Source organism: Paracoccus sp. Ld10 (genome assembly GCF_045064235.1).
GTDB lineage: Bacteria > Pseudomonadota > Alphaproteobacteria > Rhodobacterales > Rhodobacteraceae > Paracoccus.
Genome location: NZ_JBISHD010000027.1, coordinates 258,948 through 278,336 on the forward strand (window position 1 = coordinate 258,948; position 19,389 = coordinate 278,336).

General features: G+C 68.1%; 19 protein-coding genes. 11 read left to right on the forward strand and 8 right to left on the reverse strand.

The window, feature by feature from the left end; genetic code table 11:
- Position 1: 1 nt before the first annotated feature.
- Positions 2 to 709 carry an urea ABC transporter ATP-binding subunit UrtE gene (gene urtE / locus ACJJVR_RS09600; RefSeq protein WP_405404070.1) on the forward strand — a complete coding sequence of 236 codons (708 nt, stop codon included), beginning with the start codon at positions 2 to 4 and terminating at the stop codon, positions 707 to 709.
- Positions 710 to 793: 84 nt separating this feature from the next.
- On the opposite strand, the gene ACJJVR_RS09605 is transcribed toward urtE, so the two are convergent.
- Together ACJJVR_RS09605 and ACJJVR_RS09610 are read right to left on the reverse strand one after the other, a co-directional pair.
- Positions 794 to 1,243 (reverse strand): DNA polymerase III subunit chi, encoded by a 450-nt coding sequence (locus tag ACJJVR_RS09605; protein WP_405404072.1) that lies wholly within the window; start codon positions 1,241 to 1,243, stop codon positions 794 to 796.
- A gap of 135 nt (positions 1,244 to 1,378) precedes the next feature.
- Complete coding sequence (locus ACJJVR_RS09610; protein ID WP_405404073.1) at positions 1,379 to 2,962, reverse strand: leucyl aminopeptidase; 1,584 nt, start codon at positions 2,960 to 2,962, stop codon at positions 1,379 to 1,381.
- A gap of 126 nt (positions 2,963 to 3,088) precedes the next feature.
- Here ACJJVR_RS09610 and lptF point away from each other — a divergent pair, with 126 nt between their 5' ends.
- Genes lptF through rsmA form a run of 6 tightly spaced genes read left to right on the forward strand, consistent with a single transcriptional unit; the run spans position 3,089 to position 10,863 of the window.
- A complete protein-coding gene (gene lptF / locus ACJJVR_RS09615; protein ID WP_405404075.1) occupies positions 3,089 to 4,210 on the forward strand; it encodes an LPS export ABC transporter permease LptF in 1,122 nt (373 codons plus the stop codon).
- Complete coding sequence (gene lptG, locus ACJJVR_RS09620) at positions 4,207 to 5,316, forward strand: LPS export ABC transporter permease LptG (RefSeq protein WP_405404077.1); 1,110 nt, start codon at positions 4,207 to 4,209, stop codon at positions 5,314 to 5,316. The genes lptF and lptG overlap by 4 nt, the downstream gene beginning before the upstream one ends.
- The gene (locus ACJJVR_RS09625) at positions 5,313 to 7,688 is read left to right on the forward strand and encodes an LPS-assembly protein LptD (protein WP_405404079.1); all 2,376 of its coding nucleotides are present in this window, start codon (positions 5,313 to 5,315) and stop codon (positions 7,686 to 7,688) included. The genes lptG and ACJJVR_RS09625 overlap by 4 nt, the downstream gene beginning before the upstream one ends.
- Before the next feature lie 31 nt (positions 7,689 to 7,719).
- The gene (locus ACJJVR_RS09630; RefSeq protein ID WP_405404081.1) at positions 7,720 to 8,991 is read left to right on the forward strand and encodes a peptidylprolyl isomerase; all 1,272 of its coding nucleotides are present in this window, start codon (positions 7,720 to 7,722) and stop codon (positions 8,989 to 8,991) included.
- Positions 8,988 to 9,953, forward strand: coding sequence for a 4-hydroxythreonine-4-phosphate dehydrogenase PdxA (gene pdxA, locus ACJJVR_RS09635; protein ID WP_405404443.1), 966 nt, complete (start codon positions 8,988 to 8,990; stop codon positions 9,951 to 9,953). The genes ACJJVR_RS09630 and pdxA overlap by 4 nt, the downstream gene beginning before the upstream one ends.
- Positions 9,954 to 10,008: 55 nt before the next feature.
- A complete protein-coding gene (gene rsmA, locus ACJJVR_RS09640; protein ID WP_405404083.1) occupies positions 10,009 to 10,863 on the forward strand; it encodes a 16S rRNA (adenine(1518)-N(6)/adenine(1519)-N(6))-dimethyltransferase RsmA in 855 nt (284 codons plus the stop codon).
- Between the two features lie 129 nt (positions 10,864 to 10,992).
- On the opposite strand, the gene ACJJVR_RS09645 is transcribed toward rsmA, so the two are convergent.
- From ACJJVR_RS09645 to speB, 5 genes are all read right to left on the reverse strand, one after another.
- A complete protein-coding gene (locus ACJJVR_RS09645; protein WP_405404085.1) occupies positions 10,993 to 11,265 on the reverse strand; it encodes a hypothetical protein in 273 nt (90 codons plus the stop codon).
- Between the two features lie 176 nt (positions 11,266 to 11,441).
- Entirely contained in the window at positions 11,442 to 12,353 is a 912-nt protein-coding gene (locus tag ACJJVR_RS09650; RefSeq protein WP_405404087.1) for a DUF4167 domain-containing protein, read from the reverse strand.
- Between the two features lie 254 nt (positions 12,354 to 12,607).
- Positions 12,608 to 13,444, reverse strand: coding sequence for a peptide chain release factor N(5)-glutamine methyltransferase (prmC, locus tag ACJJVR_RS09655; RefSeq protein WP_405404089.1), 837 nt, complete (start codon positions 13,442 to 13,444; stop codon positions 12,608 to 12,610).
- Positions 13,441 to 14,496, reverse strand: a complete 1,056-nt coding sequence (gene prfA, locus ACJJVR_RS09660) for a peptide chain release factor 1 (protein ID WP_405404091.1) — start codon at positions 14,494 to 14,496, stop codon at positions 13,441 to 13,443. Before prfA ends, prmC begins: the two co-directional genes overlap by 4 nt.
- A 110-nt stretch (positions 14,497 to 14,606) precedes the next feature.
- The gene (gene speB, locus ACJJVR_RS09665; protein ID WP_405404093.1) at positions 14,607 to 15,566 is read right to left on the reverse strand and encodes an agmatinase; all 960 of its coding nucleotides are present in this window, start codon (positions 15,564 to 15,566) and stop codon (positions 14,607 to 14,609) included.
- A gap of 237 nt (positions 15,567 to 15,803) precedes the next feature.
- Here speB and rpsF point away from each other — a divergent pair, with 237 nt between their 5' ends.
- From rpsF to bmt, 4 genes are all read left to right on the forward strand, one after another.
- A complete protein-coding gene (gene rpsF, locus ACJJVR_RS09670) occupies positions 15,804 to 16,253 on the forward strand; it encodes a 30S ribosomal protein S6 (protein ID WP_405404095.1) in 450 nt (149 codons plus the stop codon).
- 13 nt (positions 16,254 to 16,266) lie between these two features.
- Complete coding sequence (rpsR, locus tag ACJJVR_RS09675) at positions 16,267 to 16,494, forward strand: 30S ribosomal protein S18 (protein ID WP_131573965.1); 228 nt, start codon at positions 16,267 to 16,269, stop codon at positions 16,492 to 16,494.
- A gap of 13 nt (positions 16,495 to 16,507) precedes the next feature.
- Positions 16,508 to 17,098 carry a 50S ribosomal protein L9 gene (gene rplI, locus ACJJVR_RS09680; RefSeq protein WP_405404097.1) on the forward strand — a complete coding sequence of 197 codons (591 nt, stop codon included), beginning with the start codon at positions 16,508 to 16,510 and terminating at the stop codon, positions 17,096 to 17,098.
- Between the two features lie 163 nt (positions 17,099 to 17,261).
- Positions 17,262 to 18,236 carry a betaine--homocysteine S-methyltransferase gene (gene bmt / locus ACJJVR_RS09685; RefSeq protein ID WP_405404445.1) on the forward strand — a complete coding sequence of 325 codons (975 nt, stop codon included), beginning with the start codon at positions 17,262 to 17,264 and terminating at the stop codon, positions 18,234 to 18,236.
- On the opposite strand, the gene ACJJVR_RS09690 is transcribed toward bmt, so the two are convergent.
- The gene (locus ACJJVR_RS09690) at positions 18,233 to 19,312 is read right to left on the reverse strand and encodes a PA0069 family radical SAM protein (protein ID WP_405404099.1); all 1,080 of its coding nucleotides are present in this window, start codon (positions 19,310 to 19,312) and stop codon (positions 18,233 to 18,235) included. The genes bmt and ACJJVR_RS09690 overlap by 4 nt on opposite strands.
- Positions 19,313 to 19,389 lie beyond the last annotated feature (77 nt).

A 19,389-nucleotide genomic window follows, 5' to 3' on the forward strand; every position in this document is an offset into this window, starting at 1 on the left:
GATGATCGAGGCAAAGAACCTGACCCTGCATTACGGCGGCAGCCAGATCCTGCACGGGATCGACCTTGTGGCGCGGCCCGGAGAGGTCACCTGCGTCATGGGCAACAACGGCGTGGGCAAGACCAGCCTGATGAACCTGCTGGCGGGCAGGCACCCCCGGTCGGGCGGCGAGATGTCGTTCGACGGCAAACCCCTGGGCCGGCTGTCGGCGCAGAAGATGGCGCGGATGGGCGTGGGCTATGTGCCCCAAGGCCGCGCGATATTCCCGATGCTGACGGTGCGCGAGAACATGGAGACCGGGTTCGCCTGTCTGCCCCGCGCGGAACGGCGCATCCCGGACACGATCTTTGACAGCTTTCCGGTGCTGGCCGAGATGGCGCACCGGCGCGGTGGCGATCTGTCCGGCGGACAGCAACAACAGCTGGCCATCGCGCGGGCGCTGATCACCAAACCCCGCGTCCTGTTGCTGGACGAGCCGACCGAGGGCATTCAGCCCAACATCATCGCCCAGATCGGGCGGGTGATCGCCGCCCTGCGCGACCGGGGCGACATGGCCATCGTGCTGGTCGAACAGTTCTTTGATTTCGCATGGGATCTGGGCGACCGGTTTCTGGTCATGGAACGCGGGCGCGCGGTGCTGCAGGGGCCGAAATCCGAATTGGCGCGCGAGGATCTGCATGCGCGGCTGGCGGGGCATGCCGCCGCCTGATCATCGTCGTCGCGGACGGTAGCAGGGGGGCTGCCAGCCCCCCTGACCCCCCGGAAGACCTGCACCCCGACATGATCACGGTGCCTAGCGCTTGCGTTCCCATTTGCCCGATTCTTCGGACCAGTACTCGGCCTCGACGCCGGCGGCGGTCAGCTCGCGCCATTGGGCGCGGGCGCGGTCCAGCGCCTGTGCGTTGCCGCCGTCGAACAGGATGCAGGTCCGCTGCACGGCCTGTGCGCGGTCCGGCGCAACCGGGGCACCGTCCAGCGCCATCAGGCAGGACGGGTCGTTCGCGGCGGGCTGATCGGGGATGGTCAGCAGGATCGGCTGTCGGGCGTCATGGGGGCCGCCGGACAGGCCGTGGGGCAGAAAACCGTCGCCCTGCCACAATTGCTGGTCCAGCCGGTCCAGACGGTCAGGGTCCGGGGCGGTCACCTCGACCCGCCAGCCCGCGGACAGCGCCTTGGTCAGCAGGACCGGCAAAAGCGCCTCGGCCGGCGAGCGGGTCAGGTGATAGAACAGCGCCTTGCCCATGTCAGTGCACCGTCACGGCAACGCCGGCGCGGTGACCGCGCGGCCCCGGTCGCTGACGATCGGGGCGCATAAATGGCGCATGCGCAGTGCACCGGACGTGCACCGCGCAGACACAGGATCCGGGCGCAGTCAGGCTCACGCGTCCTCGAACCCGTCGCGCACCAGACGGTCCAGCGTCATCACGCCCCAGCCCGACGCGCCCTTGGGGGCGAGATCGGTGCCGCCCGGCGGCAGTGCCACGCCGGCGATGTCGATATGCGCCCAGGGCTGACCCTCCTTAACGAAGCGCTGCAGGAACTGTGCCGCGGTGATCGACCCAGCCGCGCGCCCGCCCGAGTTCTTCATGTCCGCCAGGCGACAGTTGATCAGGCCGTCATAGGCCGCACCCAAAGGCAGACGCCATGCGCCCTCTCCCTCCGCCATGGCGGCGGACAGGATCTGGGTGGCCAGCAGGTCATCATTGGAAAACACGCCCGCATTGTCATGGCCAAGCGCGATGATGACCGCGCCGGTCAGGGTGGCCAGGTCGATCATGGCGCGGGGCTGATAGGTTTCCTGCGCGTACCAGAGGACGTCAGCCAGAACCAGGCGACCCTCGGCGTCGGTGTTCACGACCTCGATCGTGTCGCCCTTCATCGATTTCAGGATGTCGCCGGGGCGATAGGCGCGACCGTCGGGCATGTTTTCCACCAGGCCGACCAGACCTACGACATTGGCCTTGGCGCGGCGCAGGGCCAGCGCCCGCATCACGCCCGCGACGACGCCCGCGCCGCCCATGTCCATCGTCATCTCCTCCATGCCGGCGCCCGGCTTGATGGAGATGCCGCCGGTGTCAAAGACGACGCCCTTGCCGACCAACGCCAGCGGCTGTTCGTCGCCGCCGCCGTTCCAGCGCATCACCACCACCTTGGAGGGCGATTCGCTGCCTTGGCCCACGGCCAGCAGGGCGCGCATGCCCAGGCTGGCCAGCTGATCCTCTTCCAGGACCTCGACCTCCAGGCCGATCTCCTGCATGGCCAAAAGGCGATCGGCGAAATCGGTGGTGGTCAGGACGTTGGCGGGCTCGTTCACCAGGTCGCGGGTAAAGAACACGCCCTCGGCCACGGCGGCGGCGTCCTGGGCGGATCGGGCCAAGGCCTCGGGGTCCTTGACCATCACGGTCACGCGGGCCTTTTCGCCGATGGGCGCATCGGCGCTTTCGGGGGCCTCGCTTGCCTGCGCGTCGCCCAGCACGGCGTCGTTCCGGGCGGCCTCCTGCTCGGGGATCAGCCCCTCGGTCTGGGCTGGGGTCGCGTCGGGCGTCGCAGGTTTGGTCTTGTAGACCGAGAAATCATAGCCGCGCAGCGCCAGCCCAAAGGCAATCTCTCCGGCCTGCTTGTGGCTGCCTGCCAGCACCAGCGTGTGTCCGGTGCCCAGCTTTGCGCCAAGGGCCGCACCGGCGCGCCGCGCCTCGGCCCGGGTGGCACCGTTGGGCAGCATCACCAGGATCAGCGCATCCGCGGCCATCCCGCCGGGAAAGGCCAGTTCCATCGCCTGCCCGGGCTTGAGCGCGCGCCCCGCCTTTGACGCCAGCGCCCGCGAGGCCGCATCGCGAATGACGCGGGGCAGCTTGCCCGGCAGGCGGGTGGCGTCGGTCATGATCAGGGCCACGCGCCCCTTGTGATCGGCCAGCTTTTCCAGCGCGATTTCGGTAAAGTTGATCTCGACAGGTTGGGTCATTGCAAAACGGTCCTCATGTCTGGTTGCGCCGACCCTAGACCCCCGCCCGGTTGTTTTCCAGTGGTGGCCTTTTCCAGAGCCGCCCTTGCCGCTAAGCAGGACGGAACGACACGCCAAGGACCATCCATGCCGCGCATCGACCGATACATCCTGGGACAGCTGCTGACGCTGTTCGGGTTCTTTGCCCTGGTGCTGGTGTCCGTCTATTGGATCAACCGGGCAGTCAGCCTGTTCGACGACCTGCTGAGCGACGGCCAGACCGCGCTGGTGGTGCTGGAGTTCACGGCGCTGACCCTGCCTCTGGTGATCTCGGTGGTGCTGCCAGTGGCGGCATTCGCCGCAACCGCCTATGGCACCAACCGCCTGGCCAGCGAATCAGAACTGGTGGCGATGCAGTCGGCCGGTCTGGGGCCGTGGCGACTGGCGCGGCCGGTGCTGATGTTCGGTGTGTTCGTGGGGATGATGGTCGCGGTGCTGGTCCACGGGCTGGTGCCCATGGCCCGGACCCGTCTGGCCGATCGCAGCGCCGCGATTGCCGAAAACGTGACCGCTCAGTTCCTGCGCCCCGGCAGCTTTCAGTACCCGACCCGCGGGGTCACGCTGTTCATCCGCGACGTGGCGGGCGACGGTCGGTTGCTGGATCTGTTCATCGAGGATTCGCGTGACCCCGACGACCAGGTCACCTATACCGCGCAAGAGGCACTGGTGGTCAGGAACGATACCGGCCCGGTGCTGATCCTGTTGGCGGGAATGGCCCAGAACCTGCGCCCCCACGCGGACGGCCCGGTCCTGTCGGTCACCCGTTTCGACGAATTCAGCTATGACGTGGGCGCAATGTTCGCGGGGGGCAGCAGCCGGGGTCGCGACCTGCGCGATTTCGGCACGCCGACGCTGTTGCAGGCCGGCCCCGCCCTGCTGGAGGCGACCGGCGCCACCCAGGCCGATGCCCGGCGCGAGGCGCATGAACGGCTGGCCCAGCCACTGTTGTCACCCATTGCCGCGATGCTGGGCTTTGCCACGCTGCTGATCGGCGGGTTTTCACGGTTCGGGGTGTGGCGGCAGGTCGGTTGGGCCATCCTGTCGCTGATCGCGGTACAGTTTCTGACCAATGCCGCCGCCGATCAGGTGGGCCGCAACGCCGCGATGTGGCCGTTGCTGTATCTGCCCGCCGTTCTGGGCGCGTGCCTGTGTCTGATCTTTTTGTGGCTGGCCGCACGACCACGCGGGCCAAGGGGGGCCGTCCGATGATCCTGGCCCTGTATGTCGCGCGCCGTTTTCTGCGCGCCTTTCTGATGATCGCGGGGGTGTTCCTGCTGATCCTGTTCCTGATCGACATGATAGAGATCATCCGCCGGTTTTCCGGTCGCGACATCGGTCTTGGCGGGGCGGCGCGACTGGCCGGGCTGAACATCGCCGGCAGCTTTTACGCGATCCTGCCTCTGATGACGGTGCTGGCCGCGATCACGCTGTTCCTGGGCCTGGCCCGCAGTTCCGAGATGGTGGCGATCCGCGCATCGGGGCGGTCGGGCCTGCGCGTGGTGCGCGCGCCGGTCGGGACCGCGATCCTGCTGGGGGCGCTGACCGTGGGCCTGCTGAACCCGCTGGTTGCCGCAACGGGGTCGCTGTACGACGAGGCCGTGGCCGATATCGACCGCGCCGGCAGCCAGACCGTCAGCTTGGGCGACAGTGCCGTCTGGCTCCGCCAGGCCGTCCTGCAGGGGGGACAGGAGGCCGGACAGATCGTGATCCGCGCCAGCCGCGCCAGCCCCGATGCCGTGACGTTGTACAATGCCAGCTTTCTGGTCTTTGGCGCCGAGGCTGGTCCGATCCGCCGGATCGAGGCCCGCGAGGCGCGCCTGACCCCCGGTGCCTGGGATCTGCGCGATGTCAGCGATTTTCCCCTGGACCAGCCAAACCCCCAGGCCGCGGTGACGCGCAGCGCGGCGATGACGCTGGCCTCCGACCTGACCGCGCAGCGCATCCGCGAGGGGTTCGGGCGCCCCGAATCGGTGCCGGTCTGGCAGCTGCCGCAATTCATCGCCGGGCTGGAACGCGCGGGCTTTTCCGCCGCCCGCCACAAGGTCTGGTTCCAGACCGAACTGGCACGGCCCTTCCTGATGGCCGCGATGGTGCTGATCGCCGCGGCCTTTACCATGCAGCATGTGCGCGGCCGCAATACCGGCGGTGCGGTGCTGATGGCATTTGGTGCGGGGATCGCGCTGTTCTTTCTGCGCAATCTGGCGCAGGTTCTGGGAGATAACGGGCAGATCCCGCCCGCAATGGCGGCCTGGACGCCACCCCTGGTCGGCGCGATGCTGGCCTTGGGACTGATCCTGAAACGGGAGGACGGATGAGCGTGCGCATGCCAAGCCGGGGTCTGCTGCGGGCGGGGGTGGCGCTGATCGCGCTGTCCGGTCCGCTGGCCGCACAGTCGATCTTTGACACCGATGACGACATGCAGCCGTTGACGGGCATGCCGGGCGGCTTTGCCGCCGATGGCGGCGTCACCGCGCTGGCCCCCGAATCAACGGCTTTGGGCAGCGCGCCCGTCGCCGACGGCACGCCCACGCCCGAGGACCCCATGGTCGGCGGCACCACAGCCGACGTCACCCTGTCCGGGAACGGGCCGCGTGATACCGGGTCCGGGGCCGCCACGCTGCTGGCCGACCGTATCGATGTCGCGGACGACCAGACCCTGACCGCATCGGGCGGGGTCGTGGTCTGGCACCAGGGCGCACGGCTGGTCGCGGACCGTATCGTCGTCGACGGCGACACCGGCGATCTGACCATCGAGGGGCCGATCCATCTGTCGCGCCCCGGTGCCGCCGACCCCGAAACCGACGCCATCCTGATCGCCGACAGCGCCCAGCTGGACAGCGAATTGCAGGACGGCATCGTGATGGGCGCGCGGCTGGTGCTGGCGCGGGAACTGCAGCTGGCATCGACCCGGCTGGAACGGAGCGAGGGCGGCCGCATCAGCCAGCTGGACAATGTCGTGGCCTCCAGCTGCCAGGTCTGCGCGACCGATCCGACCCCCCTGTGGGAGATCCGCGCCCGCAGCATCGTCCACGATGCCGACACGCGGCTGATCACATTCGACCACCCGCAACTGCGCGCCTTTGGCGTGCCGCTGGCCTATGCGCCGTTCCGGGTGACCGCGCCCGACCCGTCGGTGGAACGCCGGTCGGGGTTCCTGCGCCCCGAGATCCGCACCACGTCGGGGTTGGGGTTCGGGATCAAGGTGCCTTATTTCCAGACCCTGGGCGACAGCACCGACCTGACCATCACGCCCTATGTTAGCGAAAGCCGCACGCGCACGCTGGAACTGCGGTATCGCCAGGCCTTTGCCAATGGCGCGACGGAATGGAACGGCGCGATCAGCCGCGACGACCTGCTTGAAGGAGAGACCCGCGGTTATCTGTTCGGCGTGGCCCAGTTCACGCTGCCACGCGACTATCGCCTGGCGCTGCAGGTCCAGCAGGCCAGCGACCGCGCCTATCTGCTGGACTATGACATCACCGATGCCGACCGCCTGTGGAGCGGCGTCAGCCTGGAACGCGTCCGCCGCGACAAGCTGTTCTGGGGCCGCGTCGGCAACTATGAGACCCTGCGCGAGGACGAGGACGATGCAACCTCTCCGGCGCAGGTTGCCGACGCGATCTGGATGCGCCGTCTGACCCCAGCCCTGATCGGCGGAGAGGCGCTGCTGGAATGGTCGGCCCATGCGCATCGCCGCCCGTCCGACAGCGACGGGATCGGTCGCGATGTGGCGCGGGCATCGGTCGGTCTCGACTGGCGGCGCAACCGGATCCTGCCGGGCGGGGTGGTGGCCGCCGCGCTGGCGGGGCTGGACGCGGATCTGTACCGCATCGCGCAGGACGATCAGTTCGACGACATCGTGACACGCGTCGATCCGCAGGTCGGGGTCGAGCTGCGCTGGCCGCTGGCGGGCGGCACGGGGGGCGCAACGCATATCGTCGAGCCGGTGGTCCAGGTCCTGTATTCGCCGCGCGGCAGCGATCAGGACATCCCCAATGAGGACAGCCGCCTGATCGAGTTCGACGAGGGCAACCTGTTTTCCGACAACCGTTTTCCGGGCTGGGACGTGCGCGAGACCGGGCTGCGCGCCAATATCGGTGCCACGTGGACGCGCATCGACCCCACGGGCTGGTCGATCGGGGTGACCGGCGGGCGCGTGCTGCGCGCGCGCGACGCCGACAACTTTGCCCCTGACAGCCCCCTGGGCGGGCGCAGTTCCGACTGGCTGCTGGCCGCGAATTACGACAGCGGCGGCGGGCTGGCCATCGCCAACCGGGCGCTGTTCGACGATTCGGCGCGCGTCTCGCGCAATGAGTTGCGGGTCGGCTGGCTGCGCACGGACCTGAACCTGTCGGCCGGCTATATCTGGATCGACCGCGACGAGGACGAGGGCCGCACCGTGAACGCCAGCGAACTGGCCGCCAATGTCGGCTGGCAGATCGCCGACGGCTGGTGGGGCGAAGCCGAGTCCCGCTATGATTTCGTCGCCGACCGGGCGCAAAGCGCGGCCCTGACGGTTGCCTATCGCAACGAATGCATCACGGTGGAAACAGGCCTGTCACGGCGGTTCAGCAGCACCGACCTGCTGCGGGCGGAAACCAGCTTTGATCTGTCGGTCCGCCTTGGCGGGTTCGGCGCGCAAGAAGACGGCTCCGGCACGGTGGCGCGCAGCAACTGCATGCGCTAATCTGCGGGCCAAGGACCAGATGAGGGCAGACATGCGGCAATTTCTTTCGGGTATCGCCCTGGCGGCGGTGATCGCCACGGGTGCGGTGGCACCAGCAGTGGCGCAGAACCTGTTCGCGCCCGTCGTCTATGTGAACGACAGCGCCGTGACCCGCTATGAGGTCGATCAGCGGATGCGGTTCATGCAGGTCATCGGCGCCCCTGACGCCAGTGCCCCCGCCGCCGAACAGGCGCTGATCGACGACCGCCTGCGCATCCAGGCTGCCCGCGAGATCGGCGTCGAGATCACCCCCGAGGGCCTGCAGGAGGGTCTGGACGAATTCGCCGGCCGCGCCGGCCTGGACGCGGCGGGCTTTGTCGCCCAGCTGGAACGCGCCGGCATCGAGGAAGGCGTGTTCCGCGATTTCGTCGAGGCCGGGACCGTCTGGCGCGAGGTCGTGCGCGCGCGTCTGCTGGCCCGCGTCGACGTCTCGGACGCCGAGATCGACCAGGAACTGCAGCGCGTGATCGAGACACCGATCATCGACCGCGTCCTGTTGTCGGAACTGATCATCCCCGCCCCCCCGGGCCAGGAGGCGCAGGCCCTGCAACTGGGCGAACGCATCGCCGGTTCGCGCCCGACCGAGGCCCAGTTCGCCGAGGCCGCACGCCAGTATTCGGCCACCCCCTCGGCCGAGGCGGGCGGCAGGCTGGATATGCTGCCTCTGGACAACCTGCCCCCCACCCTGCGCCCGATCATCGCGGGCCTGCAACCGGGCCAGACCACCCAGCCTTTGCCGGTCGAGGGCGCAGTGGTCCTGTTCTTTCTGCGCGACGTTCAGGGCACCATGCGCCCCGGCGCCCAGGAACAGGTGCTGGATTACATGACGCTGCGGCTGGCATCCGTCACCGATGCGGCAACCCTGGCGGCACGGGCAACAAGCTGTGACGACCTGTACGTTCAGGCGGGCGCGCAGGTCGCCCCGCAGATCCAACGCCAGACTGTGTCCCAGGGCGCGATCCCGCAGATGATCGGCGCGCGGCTGGCCTCGCTGGACGCGAACGAGGCCGGGGTGGTCCCGTCGGGTGCCGGGGCCGATCTGGTGATGCTGTGTTCGCGCCAACCCGCGCTGGCGGCCCGGGCACCGGTCGCCACGACCGCGCTGCCTGATGACGGGGTCGAAAACGCGGTTCCGCAGCCACAGGCCGATGGCATCCCGTCGCGCGACGCGGTCCGCGACCGTCTGTTCAACGCCAAGATCAATGCCGCGGCCGAGGGGCTGCTGGCCGACCTGCGGGCCGACGCGATCATCCGGCGGCCCTGATGGCGCGTATCCTGCTGACCTGCGGCGAACCCGCGGGTGTCGGTCCCGAACTGGCGCCCCTGGCGCTGGCGGCGGGCATCGACCTGGTCTGGATGGGTGATCCGCGCCACCTGCCGGAAACGGCTGACTGGACCGCCGTGACCGATCCCGACGATCCGGTGCCGCCGGGCCACCTGCCCGTCCTGCGCCATGATTTCACGGGCGCCGCCGTGCCGGGCCGCCCCGACCCCGCCCATGCGGCGGACGTCATCGCGGTTATCGCCCGCGCGGTCGATCTGGCGATGGCGGGTCGCATGGCCGCGATCTGCACCGCGCCCATCAGCAAAGAGGCCCTGATCCGCGGCGCGGGTTTCGCCTTTCCGGGCCATACCGAATTTCTGGCGCATCTGGCCGGCGACGTGCCGGTGGCGATGATGCTGGCGTCGACCACGGTGACGCCGCCTTGCCGGGTGGTGCCTGCGACGATCCACATCCCGCTGGCCGACGTTCCGGCGGCGCTGACAGAAACCGCGCTGGAACAGGCGATCCGCCTGACCCATGCGGCTCTGATCCGGGATTTTGGCCTGCCCGCCCCGCGCATCGCAGTTGCGGGGCTGAACCCCCATGCGGGCGAAGGCGGCATGATGGGCACCCAGGACCGCGACATGATCGCGCCGCTGATCGCCCGCCTGCGCGACCAAGGCCTGCATGTGACCGGCCCGCATCCGGCCGACACGCTGTTCCACGCCCCGGCGCGGGCGCGCTATGACGCGGCGGTTGCCTGCTATCACGACCAGGGGCTGATCCCCATCAAGACGCTGGACTTCGACGGCGGCGTGAACGTGACGCTTGGCCTGCCCTTCATCCGCACATCACCCGATCACGGCACGGCCTTCGACATCGCGGGCAAGGGGCTGGCCGATCCGTCCTCGACCATCGCCGCGCTGCGCTTGGCCCGGACCATGGCGGACAGCCGGGCATGAGATATCTCCTTTGCTCAAATACCCAATGGCGCGCCCCCGCCCCCAGGACCTCGCGATGATCGACAGCCTGCCCCCCCTGCGCGAGGTGATCGCGACCCATGACCTGCGCGCGAAAAAGCAGCTGGGCCAGAACTTTCTGCTGGACCTGAACCTGACGCACAAGATCGCGCGGCAGGCGGGCGACCTGACCGGTTGCGACGTGTTGGAGGTCGGGCCCGGTCCCGGCGGGCTGACCCGCGGCCTGCTGGCCTGCGGCGCGCGCCATGTGCTGGCCATCGAAAAGGACCCCCGCGCCCTGCCCGCGCTGGAACAGATCGCCGATGCCTATCCGGGCCGCTTGACGGTCATCACCGGCGACGCCCTGCAGATCGACCCGCTGGCGCATCTGACGCCGCCGATCCGGGTGGCCGCGAACCTGCCCTACAACGTGGGCACCGAATTGCTGATCCGATGGCTGACGCCCCGCGACTGGCCGCCCTTCTGGCAATCGCTGACGCTGATGTTCCAACGTGAGGTCGCCGAACGCATCGTCGCCCGCCCCGGCTCCAAGGCCTATGGCCGTCTGGCGCTGCTGGCGCAGTGGCGGGCCGATGCGCAGATCGTGATGTCCCTGCCGCCCGAGGCCTTCGTCCCCGCGCCCAAGGTCCATTCGGCGGTGGTCCACCTGACCGCGCTGCCCGAACCGCGCTTTCCGGCCAACGCTGCGGTCCTGTCGCAGATCACCGGCGCGGGGTTCAACCAACGCCGCAAGATGCTGCGCGCCAGCCTGAAAGGCCTGCATCCGCAGATAGAGGCGCTGCTGGACAGTGTCGGCATCCCCCCCACCGCCCGCGCCGAAGAGATCGAACTGGAACGCTTTTGCGCATTGGCCCGCGCCCTGCAGGATGCGCGGCTGACCGCAGGCACATAAATCGTCGCATCCGGTCGGGTTGGCGTCCCCCTGACGGCGTAAGGTGCGCCTTTTGAACATTGCCAAAGGCGCGTCCACGCCGATTGCGTTGAACCGGTCCCGGCAGCGGCACGACAAACCAATCCATCATCAGCCCTTGGCCAACGCAGCCAACAGATGCAGCGTCACCGCCGGTGACGGAAGCAACCAGCGCCGTGCGTCAATCCATAGCGTTACCACAGATGCCGAGAGCGGAATCGACCCGCCTACGTATTGTTCTGACAGCGGAATACCGCGACTGCCGGTGGTCAGGACGTTGCCCGGCGGGTGCCAGGCATGGTTTGCAACGATGGGGCGTTCCAACGGATCGTGACGAACCAAAGGCATCTGCATCATGCGCTGTTCCGCAGGTTTCGCGCTCATCCCTGCTGTGCCAAGACCGTGATCTGGCGTGCAAATGATACCGTGTCGCCATCGCAACGATTGTATGGCGCAGTCCCCTGCCACTGGCCGAGAAAGCATCACTTCATCAGTGACATGAAAAAGGGGCGCGCCAATGCGGCGCGCCCCGTATCACGAAACCACGTGATCAAACCTGATCAGTCCTGCTCGCCCTCGGGACGGACCGGGGTCGGTTGTTCGGCCTCGACCGCGGGCTTGCGGCGACTGCGGGTCGGCGCGGCCGGCACGGTGCCGTCCTCGGCCACGACGCGCGGCGCACGCGGGCGCGGGGTGCGGGTGCGGGCTGGTTTGGGCGTGGCCTCTGCCTCGGGGGTGCGGACAGGGGCGGCCGCATAATCATCCTTTGCAGACATCACATCGGGCAGGCTGGGCTGCTGCAGAAACTGCGGTGCGTTTTCTTCGGACAGGTCGGGACGCGGATCCTGACGCTGTTCACCACGCTCCGGACGCGGCTCGGACCGGGGGCGCTGCTCGCGTTGCTGGTTCTCGCGGGGTTGGCTGTCGCGCTGATTGTCGCGAGGCTGGTTGTCGCGGGGCTGATTTTCGCGGGGCTGGTTGTCCCGCGACTGGTGATCCCGCTGGCCGTCGCGCTGCTGATAGTTGCCATCGCGCTGCTGATCACGGTGTTGCCCGCCATCGCGCTGCTGATGATCACGGCGCTGATTGCCATCGCCCTGCTGGCCATGGTTGCCGTTCTGACCACCATTGTGCTGGCCAGCATTCTGGCCGCCCTGGTGATAGCCGTGGCTGCCGATGTTGCTTTGAAAGCCGTCATCGTCGGGCCGGCCCTGGCGTTCGGCCATCTCACGATTCGCCTCACCCAGCATGCGGGTGTAATGTTCCGCGTGCTGCAAAAAGCTTTGTTCCGCCACGCGGTCATGGGACAGCTGGGCGTCACGCGCCAGCGTCAGGTATTTCTCGATGATCTGCTGGGGGGTGCCACGCACCTTGCCCTCGGGCCCCGAGCTGTCAAAGACGCGATTGGTGATGTTCCCCAGCGTGCGCTGGCGGTTCGATTTGCTACGCGAGCGGGATTTTGATGATCTCATCAGTCTTGTCTGTAATGTTTCCGGGCGTCGGGATGCCAGCGTGAACTGGACGGCGGTGTCGGACGGATACGGGGGCTTTGACCACTCCGTTCAGCCTTGCCTTGCCCGTCCGCGACGCAAAAGATGCGCCCCTTTGGTATCGGCAGTTGTCAGGCTGACCTATGCGACGGCAAGGGCCTGTCGCACGCTGCCGACTAACCATGCAACGACGGGCCAGACAAGGGAAAACTGCGCAGAATGCGCCGGAACGGGCGTCAAACCGCCGCAGCGGGTGCAAAATCGGCCAACACCACCCGGTCACGCCCGTCCAGATCGGGCATCACGCGAACCTGCGCGCCCTGCGCCTGGAACAACGCCGCGACCGCCGCGCCCTGGGTCGGGCCGATCTCGACCAGCGCGGCACCGTCGGGGGACAGCAGGCCGCGCACGCCCGCCGCGATGACGCGATAGGCGCCCAGGCCGTCGCCTTCGTCCGTCAGGGCCTGACGTGGCTCCCAGTCGCGCACATCCGAGTCCAGCAGCGCCATTTCAATCGCCGCGATATAGGGCGGGTTCGACACGATCAGATCGAACGGCCCCTCGACCCCGTCCAGCCAATCCGCCTGACGGAACCGCGCATCGACGCCGATCCGACGGGCATTGTGCCGCGCCACCTGCAGCGCCGCATCGGAAATGTCGGTGCCCAGCCCCGTGGACCCCGGCCGTGCCGCCAACAGAGAGATCAGGATCGCCCCCGTCCCCGTCCCCAGGTCCAGCACCCGCCGCCAGGGGCGCGCCAACGCAGCCTCGACCAGGGCCTCGGTCTCGGGGCGGGGGTCCAGCGTGTCGCGCGTGACCTTGAAACGATGCGCCCAGAAATCGCGAAAACCGGTGATCTGGGCCACAGGCTGACGCATCGCACGGGCCGCAATGCCGCGGTTGAAGCGCCCGGCCTGATCGTCGGTCAGCGCGCGGTCGTCGGTGATGCGCAGCTGGCCCGGCTCGATCTCCAGCACGGCGGCCAGGATGCGGTCGGCGTCGCGCGACGCGCCCGCGATGCCCGCCGCGCGCAACAGCGCCGTGCCCTGGGCCTGGGCGTCCGACAGCCTCATTGCGCCTCGGCCAGGCGTGCGGCCTGATCATGGGCGGTCAGGGCGTCGATGATCTCGGTCAGGTCACCGGCCATGACCCGGTCCAGAGCATACAGCGTCAGGTTGATGCGGTGATCGGTCATGCGGCCCTGCGGATAATTATAGGTGCGGATGCGTTCGCTGCGGTCGCCGCTGCCGACCTGCGCGCGACGGTCGGCGGACCGTTCGGCATCGGCCGCGGCGCGCTGCATGTCGTACAGACGCGCGCGCAGCACCGCCATCGCGTTGGCGCGGTTCTGATGCTGCGATTTTTCGCTGCTGGTGACGACGATGCCGGTGGGCAGGTGGGTGATGCGCACGGCCGAATCGGTGGTGTTCACATGCTGGCCACCTGCACCGGACGCGCGCATCGTGTCGATGCGGATGTCGGTGGCGGGAATGTCGATCGCCACGTCCTCGGCGGCCTCGGGCAGGACGGCGACGGTCGCCGCGCTGGTATGGATCCGCCCGCCCGATTCGGTCGACGGAATGCGCTGCACCCGGTGCACGCCGGATTCGTATTTCAGGCGGGCAAAGACGCCCTCTCCCTCGATCCGGGCGATGGCTTCCTTGATGCCGCCCAGTTCGGTCCGGGTCAGCTCCAGCGTCTGGAACTGCCAGCCCTGCGCCTCTGCGTGACGACGGTACATCTCCAGCAGATCGCCCGCGAACAGCGCGGCCTCGTCGCCCCCCGTTCCGGGGCGGATCTCCAGAATCGCGGGACGCGCATCCGCCGCATCGCGCGGCAACAGCGCCAGCCGCAGATCCTGCTCCAACGCCGGCAGCAACCCGTCCAACCGGCGCAACTCGTCCTCGGCCAGATCGCGCATTTCGGGGTCGGTCAGCAGGGCGCGGGCCTCGACCAACCCGTCCTGCGCCTCGCGCCAACGGTCGATCTGGGCCACGACGGGCTTCAGCTCGGCATATTCGCGGCTGATCTTGGCAATCTGGTCGGCGGCGGGGCCTGCATTCAACTGCGCCTCGAGAAACTCGAAGCGGGCGGCGATCTGGTCAAGGCGATCCTGGGGCAACATGGATGCGGCTTACCCCCCGACCCCGGACCGCACAAGCGTCCTCGCATCCCCGCGCGACGCCGGGGGGGTCCGGGGGGCGCGCAGCCCCCCGGCGCGGCGCGGGACGCAATTCATCGCCGCGACCAGCCGAACAGCGCGATCAGTTCCAGCGCGACATGCGCGCCGGCGATCGCTGTGGCCCCGGTCGTGTCATAGGGCGGCGACACCTCGACCACGTCGCCGCCGATCAGATCGATCCCCGCCAGCCCGCGCAACAGCGCCGCCGCCTGCCAACTGGCCAGACCGCCCCAGACGGGCGTGCCGGTGCCTGGCGCAAACGCCGGGTCCAGCGCGTCGATGTCGAATGTCACGTAACACGGCCTGTCGCCCACCACCGCGCGCACCCGCGCCAGCGTCGCGTCGATCCCGTCCCGATGCACCGACGGTGCATCCAGGATGGTCACGCCCAGGGTGTCGGGGTTGTCCGTGCGGATGCCTATCGACACGCTGGCCGCCCGGTCCACGATCCCCGCCCGGATCGCCTTGTACAGGAATGTGCCATGATCGATCCGGTCCGGATCGTCATCGACCCAGGTGTCGGAATGCGCGTCGAACTGGATCAGCGCCACGGGCCCCCGCCGCGCCGCGACCGCGCGCAGGATCGGCAGCGTGATGAAGTGATCGCCCCCCAGGGTGATCGGTGCCGCACCCGCGTCCAGGATCGCGCCGACATGCGCCTCGATCCGGGCGGGCACCTCGCGGACATTAGCGTAATCGAACGCCATGTCGCCGTAATCCACGACATCCAGCACCGCCATCGGGTCATAGCCCCAGCCATAGGGCGGATCGAAGGCCTGCAGGCTGGACGCCTCGCGGATCGCACGCGGCCCGAACCGCGTGCCCGGCCGGTGGGTCACCGCCTGATCGAACGGAATGCCCGTGATCGCGACATCGACGCCGGTCAGATCCTTGGTATAACGGCGGCGCAGAAAGCTGGTGGCCCCGCCGAACGCGTTCTCGAAGGACAGCCCCCGCAGGCTGTCGCGGGTAAACGCCTGATCCACCTGGGTCTTTGCATCTTCCAGCGCCATCGTGGTCACCCCTTGTCATGCCGGCCTGCCGTGCCGGCGGCCAGATTGGCCGCGCGCAGGGGCAGGCGCAAGGGGCGGCAGACGCCCACGGGGGCGAAAACCCTTGCATCCACGCGGTTCGCTGCTATGACACGCCATCCTTCCGCCTATGCTTGACTGTAACGGCGCAGCCTCTCGTGACGGGTGCGGAAGGGACGGCCCGTCGATGAAATGCGCATTCAAACCGAAAGGATCGCCATGCCTCTGTACGAGCATGTGCTGATCGCCCGCCAGGACCTGTCGAACACGCAGGCCGAAGGGCTGATCGAACACTTCTCGACCGTACTCGCCGATAACGGCGGCAAGGTCGTAGAGCATGAATACTGGGGTGTGCGCACCCTGGCCTACAAGATCAACAAGAACCGCAAGGGCCACTATGCCTTCCTGCGCACCGACGCCCCCTCGGGCGCCGTGCTGGAAATGGAACGCCTGGCCCGCCTGCATGATGACGTGATGCGCGTGATGACCATCCGCGTGGACGAGCATCAGGAGGGCCCCTCGGTCCAGATGCAGAAGCGCGAAGAGCGTGGCGAGCGCGGTGACCGTGGCGACCGTCCCCGGGGCGACCGTCCCGACCGTGGCGACCGCGATCGCGGCGACCGTGGTGATCGTGGCGGCGACCGCGGCGAACGCCGCGAGCGGAACTGAGAGGATCTGACGAATGGCCAACAAACCCTTCTTCCGTCGTCGCAAGGTCTGCCCGTTCTCGGGCGATAACGCACCTGCGATCGACTACAAGGACACCCGCCTGCTGCAGCGCTATATCAGCGAACGCGGCAAGATCGTGCCCTCGCGCATCACCGCCGTCTCGGCCAAGAAACAACGCGAGCTGGCCCGTGCCATCAAGCGCGCGCGTTTCCTGGCCCTGCTGCCCTATGTCATCAAGTAAGGAGACCTGAACGATGCAAGTCATCCTGCTGGAACGTGTGGCCAAGCTGGGCCAGATGGGCGAAGTCGTGAACGTCAAGCAAGGCTTTGCACGCAACTATCTCCTGCCCCAGGGCAAGGCGATGCGCGCGTCGGAAGCCAACATCAAGGCGTTCGAAGGTCAAAAGGTGCAACTGGAGACCCGCAACGCGGAGTCGAAGGCCGAAGCCCAGAAGATCGCGGACAAGCTGGACGGCCAGACCTTTGTGGTCATCCGTTCCGCATCCGATTCGGGCGCGCTGTACGGTTCGGTCACCACGCGTGATGCCGCCGACGCCGCGACCGAGGCCGGTTTCACCGTCGACCGCAAATCGGTCGTCCTGCGTGAGCCGATCAAGGATCTGGGCCTGCATGACGTTGCCGTCGTGCTGCACCCGGAAGTCGAGGCAACGATCACCATGAACGTCGCTCGTTCCGCCGAAGAGGCAGAACTGCAGGCGCAGGGCAAGTCCATCCAGGACATGGCCGCCGAAGCAGACGCCGAGGCCGAGTTCGAGATCGCCGAACTGTTCGACGACATCGGCGGCGCCGATGACGGCGAAAGCGACGACCGCGACCGCGACTGATCCTGTCCGATCAGACGCAGACTTTTTTGCCGCGCCGGGAAACCGGCGCGGTTTTTCATTCGTTCCTGTCAAAATCGCCCTTGCTGTGACACATCCCGACATGGACCTGATGACTGGACCCGACATTGCCCCGGCCCCGCTGCCGGTGCCCAAGGAACTGGTGATGACCGACGCGCTGTCCCTGATGCTGCAGACCCGCCCGCATGTGCTGGCCGACGGCGCGACCGGGACCGCCCTGTTCAACATGGGTCTGAACGCCGACACCCCGGCCGAAATCTGGAACGCCACCCATCCCGAGCGTATCGCCACCCTGCACCGCAGCGCGATCGAGGCCGGGTCCGACCTGTTCCTCACGAACAGCTTTGGTGCCAATGCCAGCCGCCTGGCCCGCCACGGCGCCGCTGGCCGCGTCACCGAACTGAACCGCCGCGCAGCAGAGATCGCCCGTGATCAGGCCGATCGCGCCGGGCGCACCGTCATCGTCGCCGGCAGCATGGGCCCCAGTGGTGAATTCATGGCCCCGATGGGCAGGCTGACCCATGCCCGCGCCGTGCAGATGTTTCACGAACAGGCCGAGGCGCTGCGCGACGGGGGCGCGGACATCCTGTGGGTGGAAACCCTGTCCTCGCTGGAGGAACTGCGCGCCGCCGCAGAGGCCGCGCGCCTTGTCGGCATGGCGTGGTGCGGCAGCCTCAGCTTTGACACCGCGGGTCGTACGATCATGGGCGTGACGCCCGGCCAGCTGGCCGCCGCGGTCGAGCGTCTGTCCAACCCACCCGTGGCCTATGGCGCCAATTGCGGCGTCGGCGCGTCAGATCTGTTGCGGTCCGTCACCGGTTTCGCGGCCTCGGGCAACGAGCGCCCGACCATCGCCAAAGGCAACGCGGGCGTGGCGCATCTGCACGACGGCCATATCCATCACGACGGCACGCCCGCCCTGATGGCCGATTACGCCTGTCTGGCACGCGATCTGGGCGTGCGGATCATCGGCGGTTGTTGCGGGACCATGCCCGAACATCTGCAGGCCATGCACGAAGCACTGGAAACGCGCCCACGCGGTCCCCGCCCCGCGCTGGACCGGATCACCGCATTGCTGGGCGCGTTCAGCAGCTGCGGCGAGGACGACCGCCGCCACTAGAACAGCGACAGCTGATCCCCGGCCTGCGGCGGCGGCCCGAACCGCGAACAGTCCAGCGCCGGCCCGCCCGTGCGATAACCCAGCCGGGTTCGCGCCAGCCGGAACCGCTGGTGCGCGAGTTGGGCGTGCAGACCCTCTCCGCGAAATCGATGACCGAACCGCGGGTCGTTGTCGCGCCCGCCGCGCATGTCCTGCACCCGGTTCATCACATGCGCGGCCATTCCGGGACGGTGCCGGTCCAGCCAGTCGCGGAACAGTGGCGCCACCTCATGCGGCAGGCGCAGGGGGATCATCGTGGCGGTGGTCGCGCCCGCCTCGCGGGCGGCGGTCAGGATGGCCTCGATCTCCGGCTCGGTCAGCACGGGGATGACCGGGGCGACCATCACCCGGACGGGAACACCCGCCCGTGACAATTCGCGGATCATCCGCAGACGCGTCAGGGGTGCAGGCGCGCGCGGTTCCAGTGCGCGTGCCAGATCCGCATCCAGCGTGGTGATGCTGACCCCAACCGACGCCTGATCGCGGGCCGCCAGCTCTGCCCACAGATCCAGATCGCGCAGAACCGTCTGGCCACGCGTCACCAAGGTCACCGGATGGTTCCAATCGCGCAGCACCCGCAAGATGCCCGGCATGATCGCCAGACGTGCCTCGACCGGCTGATAGGGGTCGGTGTTGGTCCCCAGTGCGATCGGCGCGGGGCGATAGCTGGGCCGCGCCAGTTCGCGCGCCAACAACACGGCCGCGTCGGGCTTGGCCGTGATCCTGGTCTCAAAGTCCAAGCCCGGCGACAGACCAAGCCAGGCGTGGCTGGGCCGGGCATAGCAATAGATGCAGCCATGTTCGCAGCCCCGATAGGGGTTGATCGACCGGTCAAAGCTGATGTCCGGAGAGGTGTTGCGTGTGATGATGCTGCGCGGATGTTCGACCGTCACCTCTGTTCGCAGCAGGGTCTGGTCCTCGACAATGTCCCAGTCGTCTGATTCGCGTGTGCGGACCTGATGTTCGTACCGCCCGGCGGGGCGGGAGTCGGCCCCACGGGCCTTGAGACGCTGGTCGGGATGGCGTGGCGGAAGCATACGGCAATTATAGAACATAAACAGAACATCGCAACCCCCTGTTGATGTTCCGCGCTGCCGCACACATCTTTGACCCG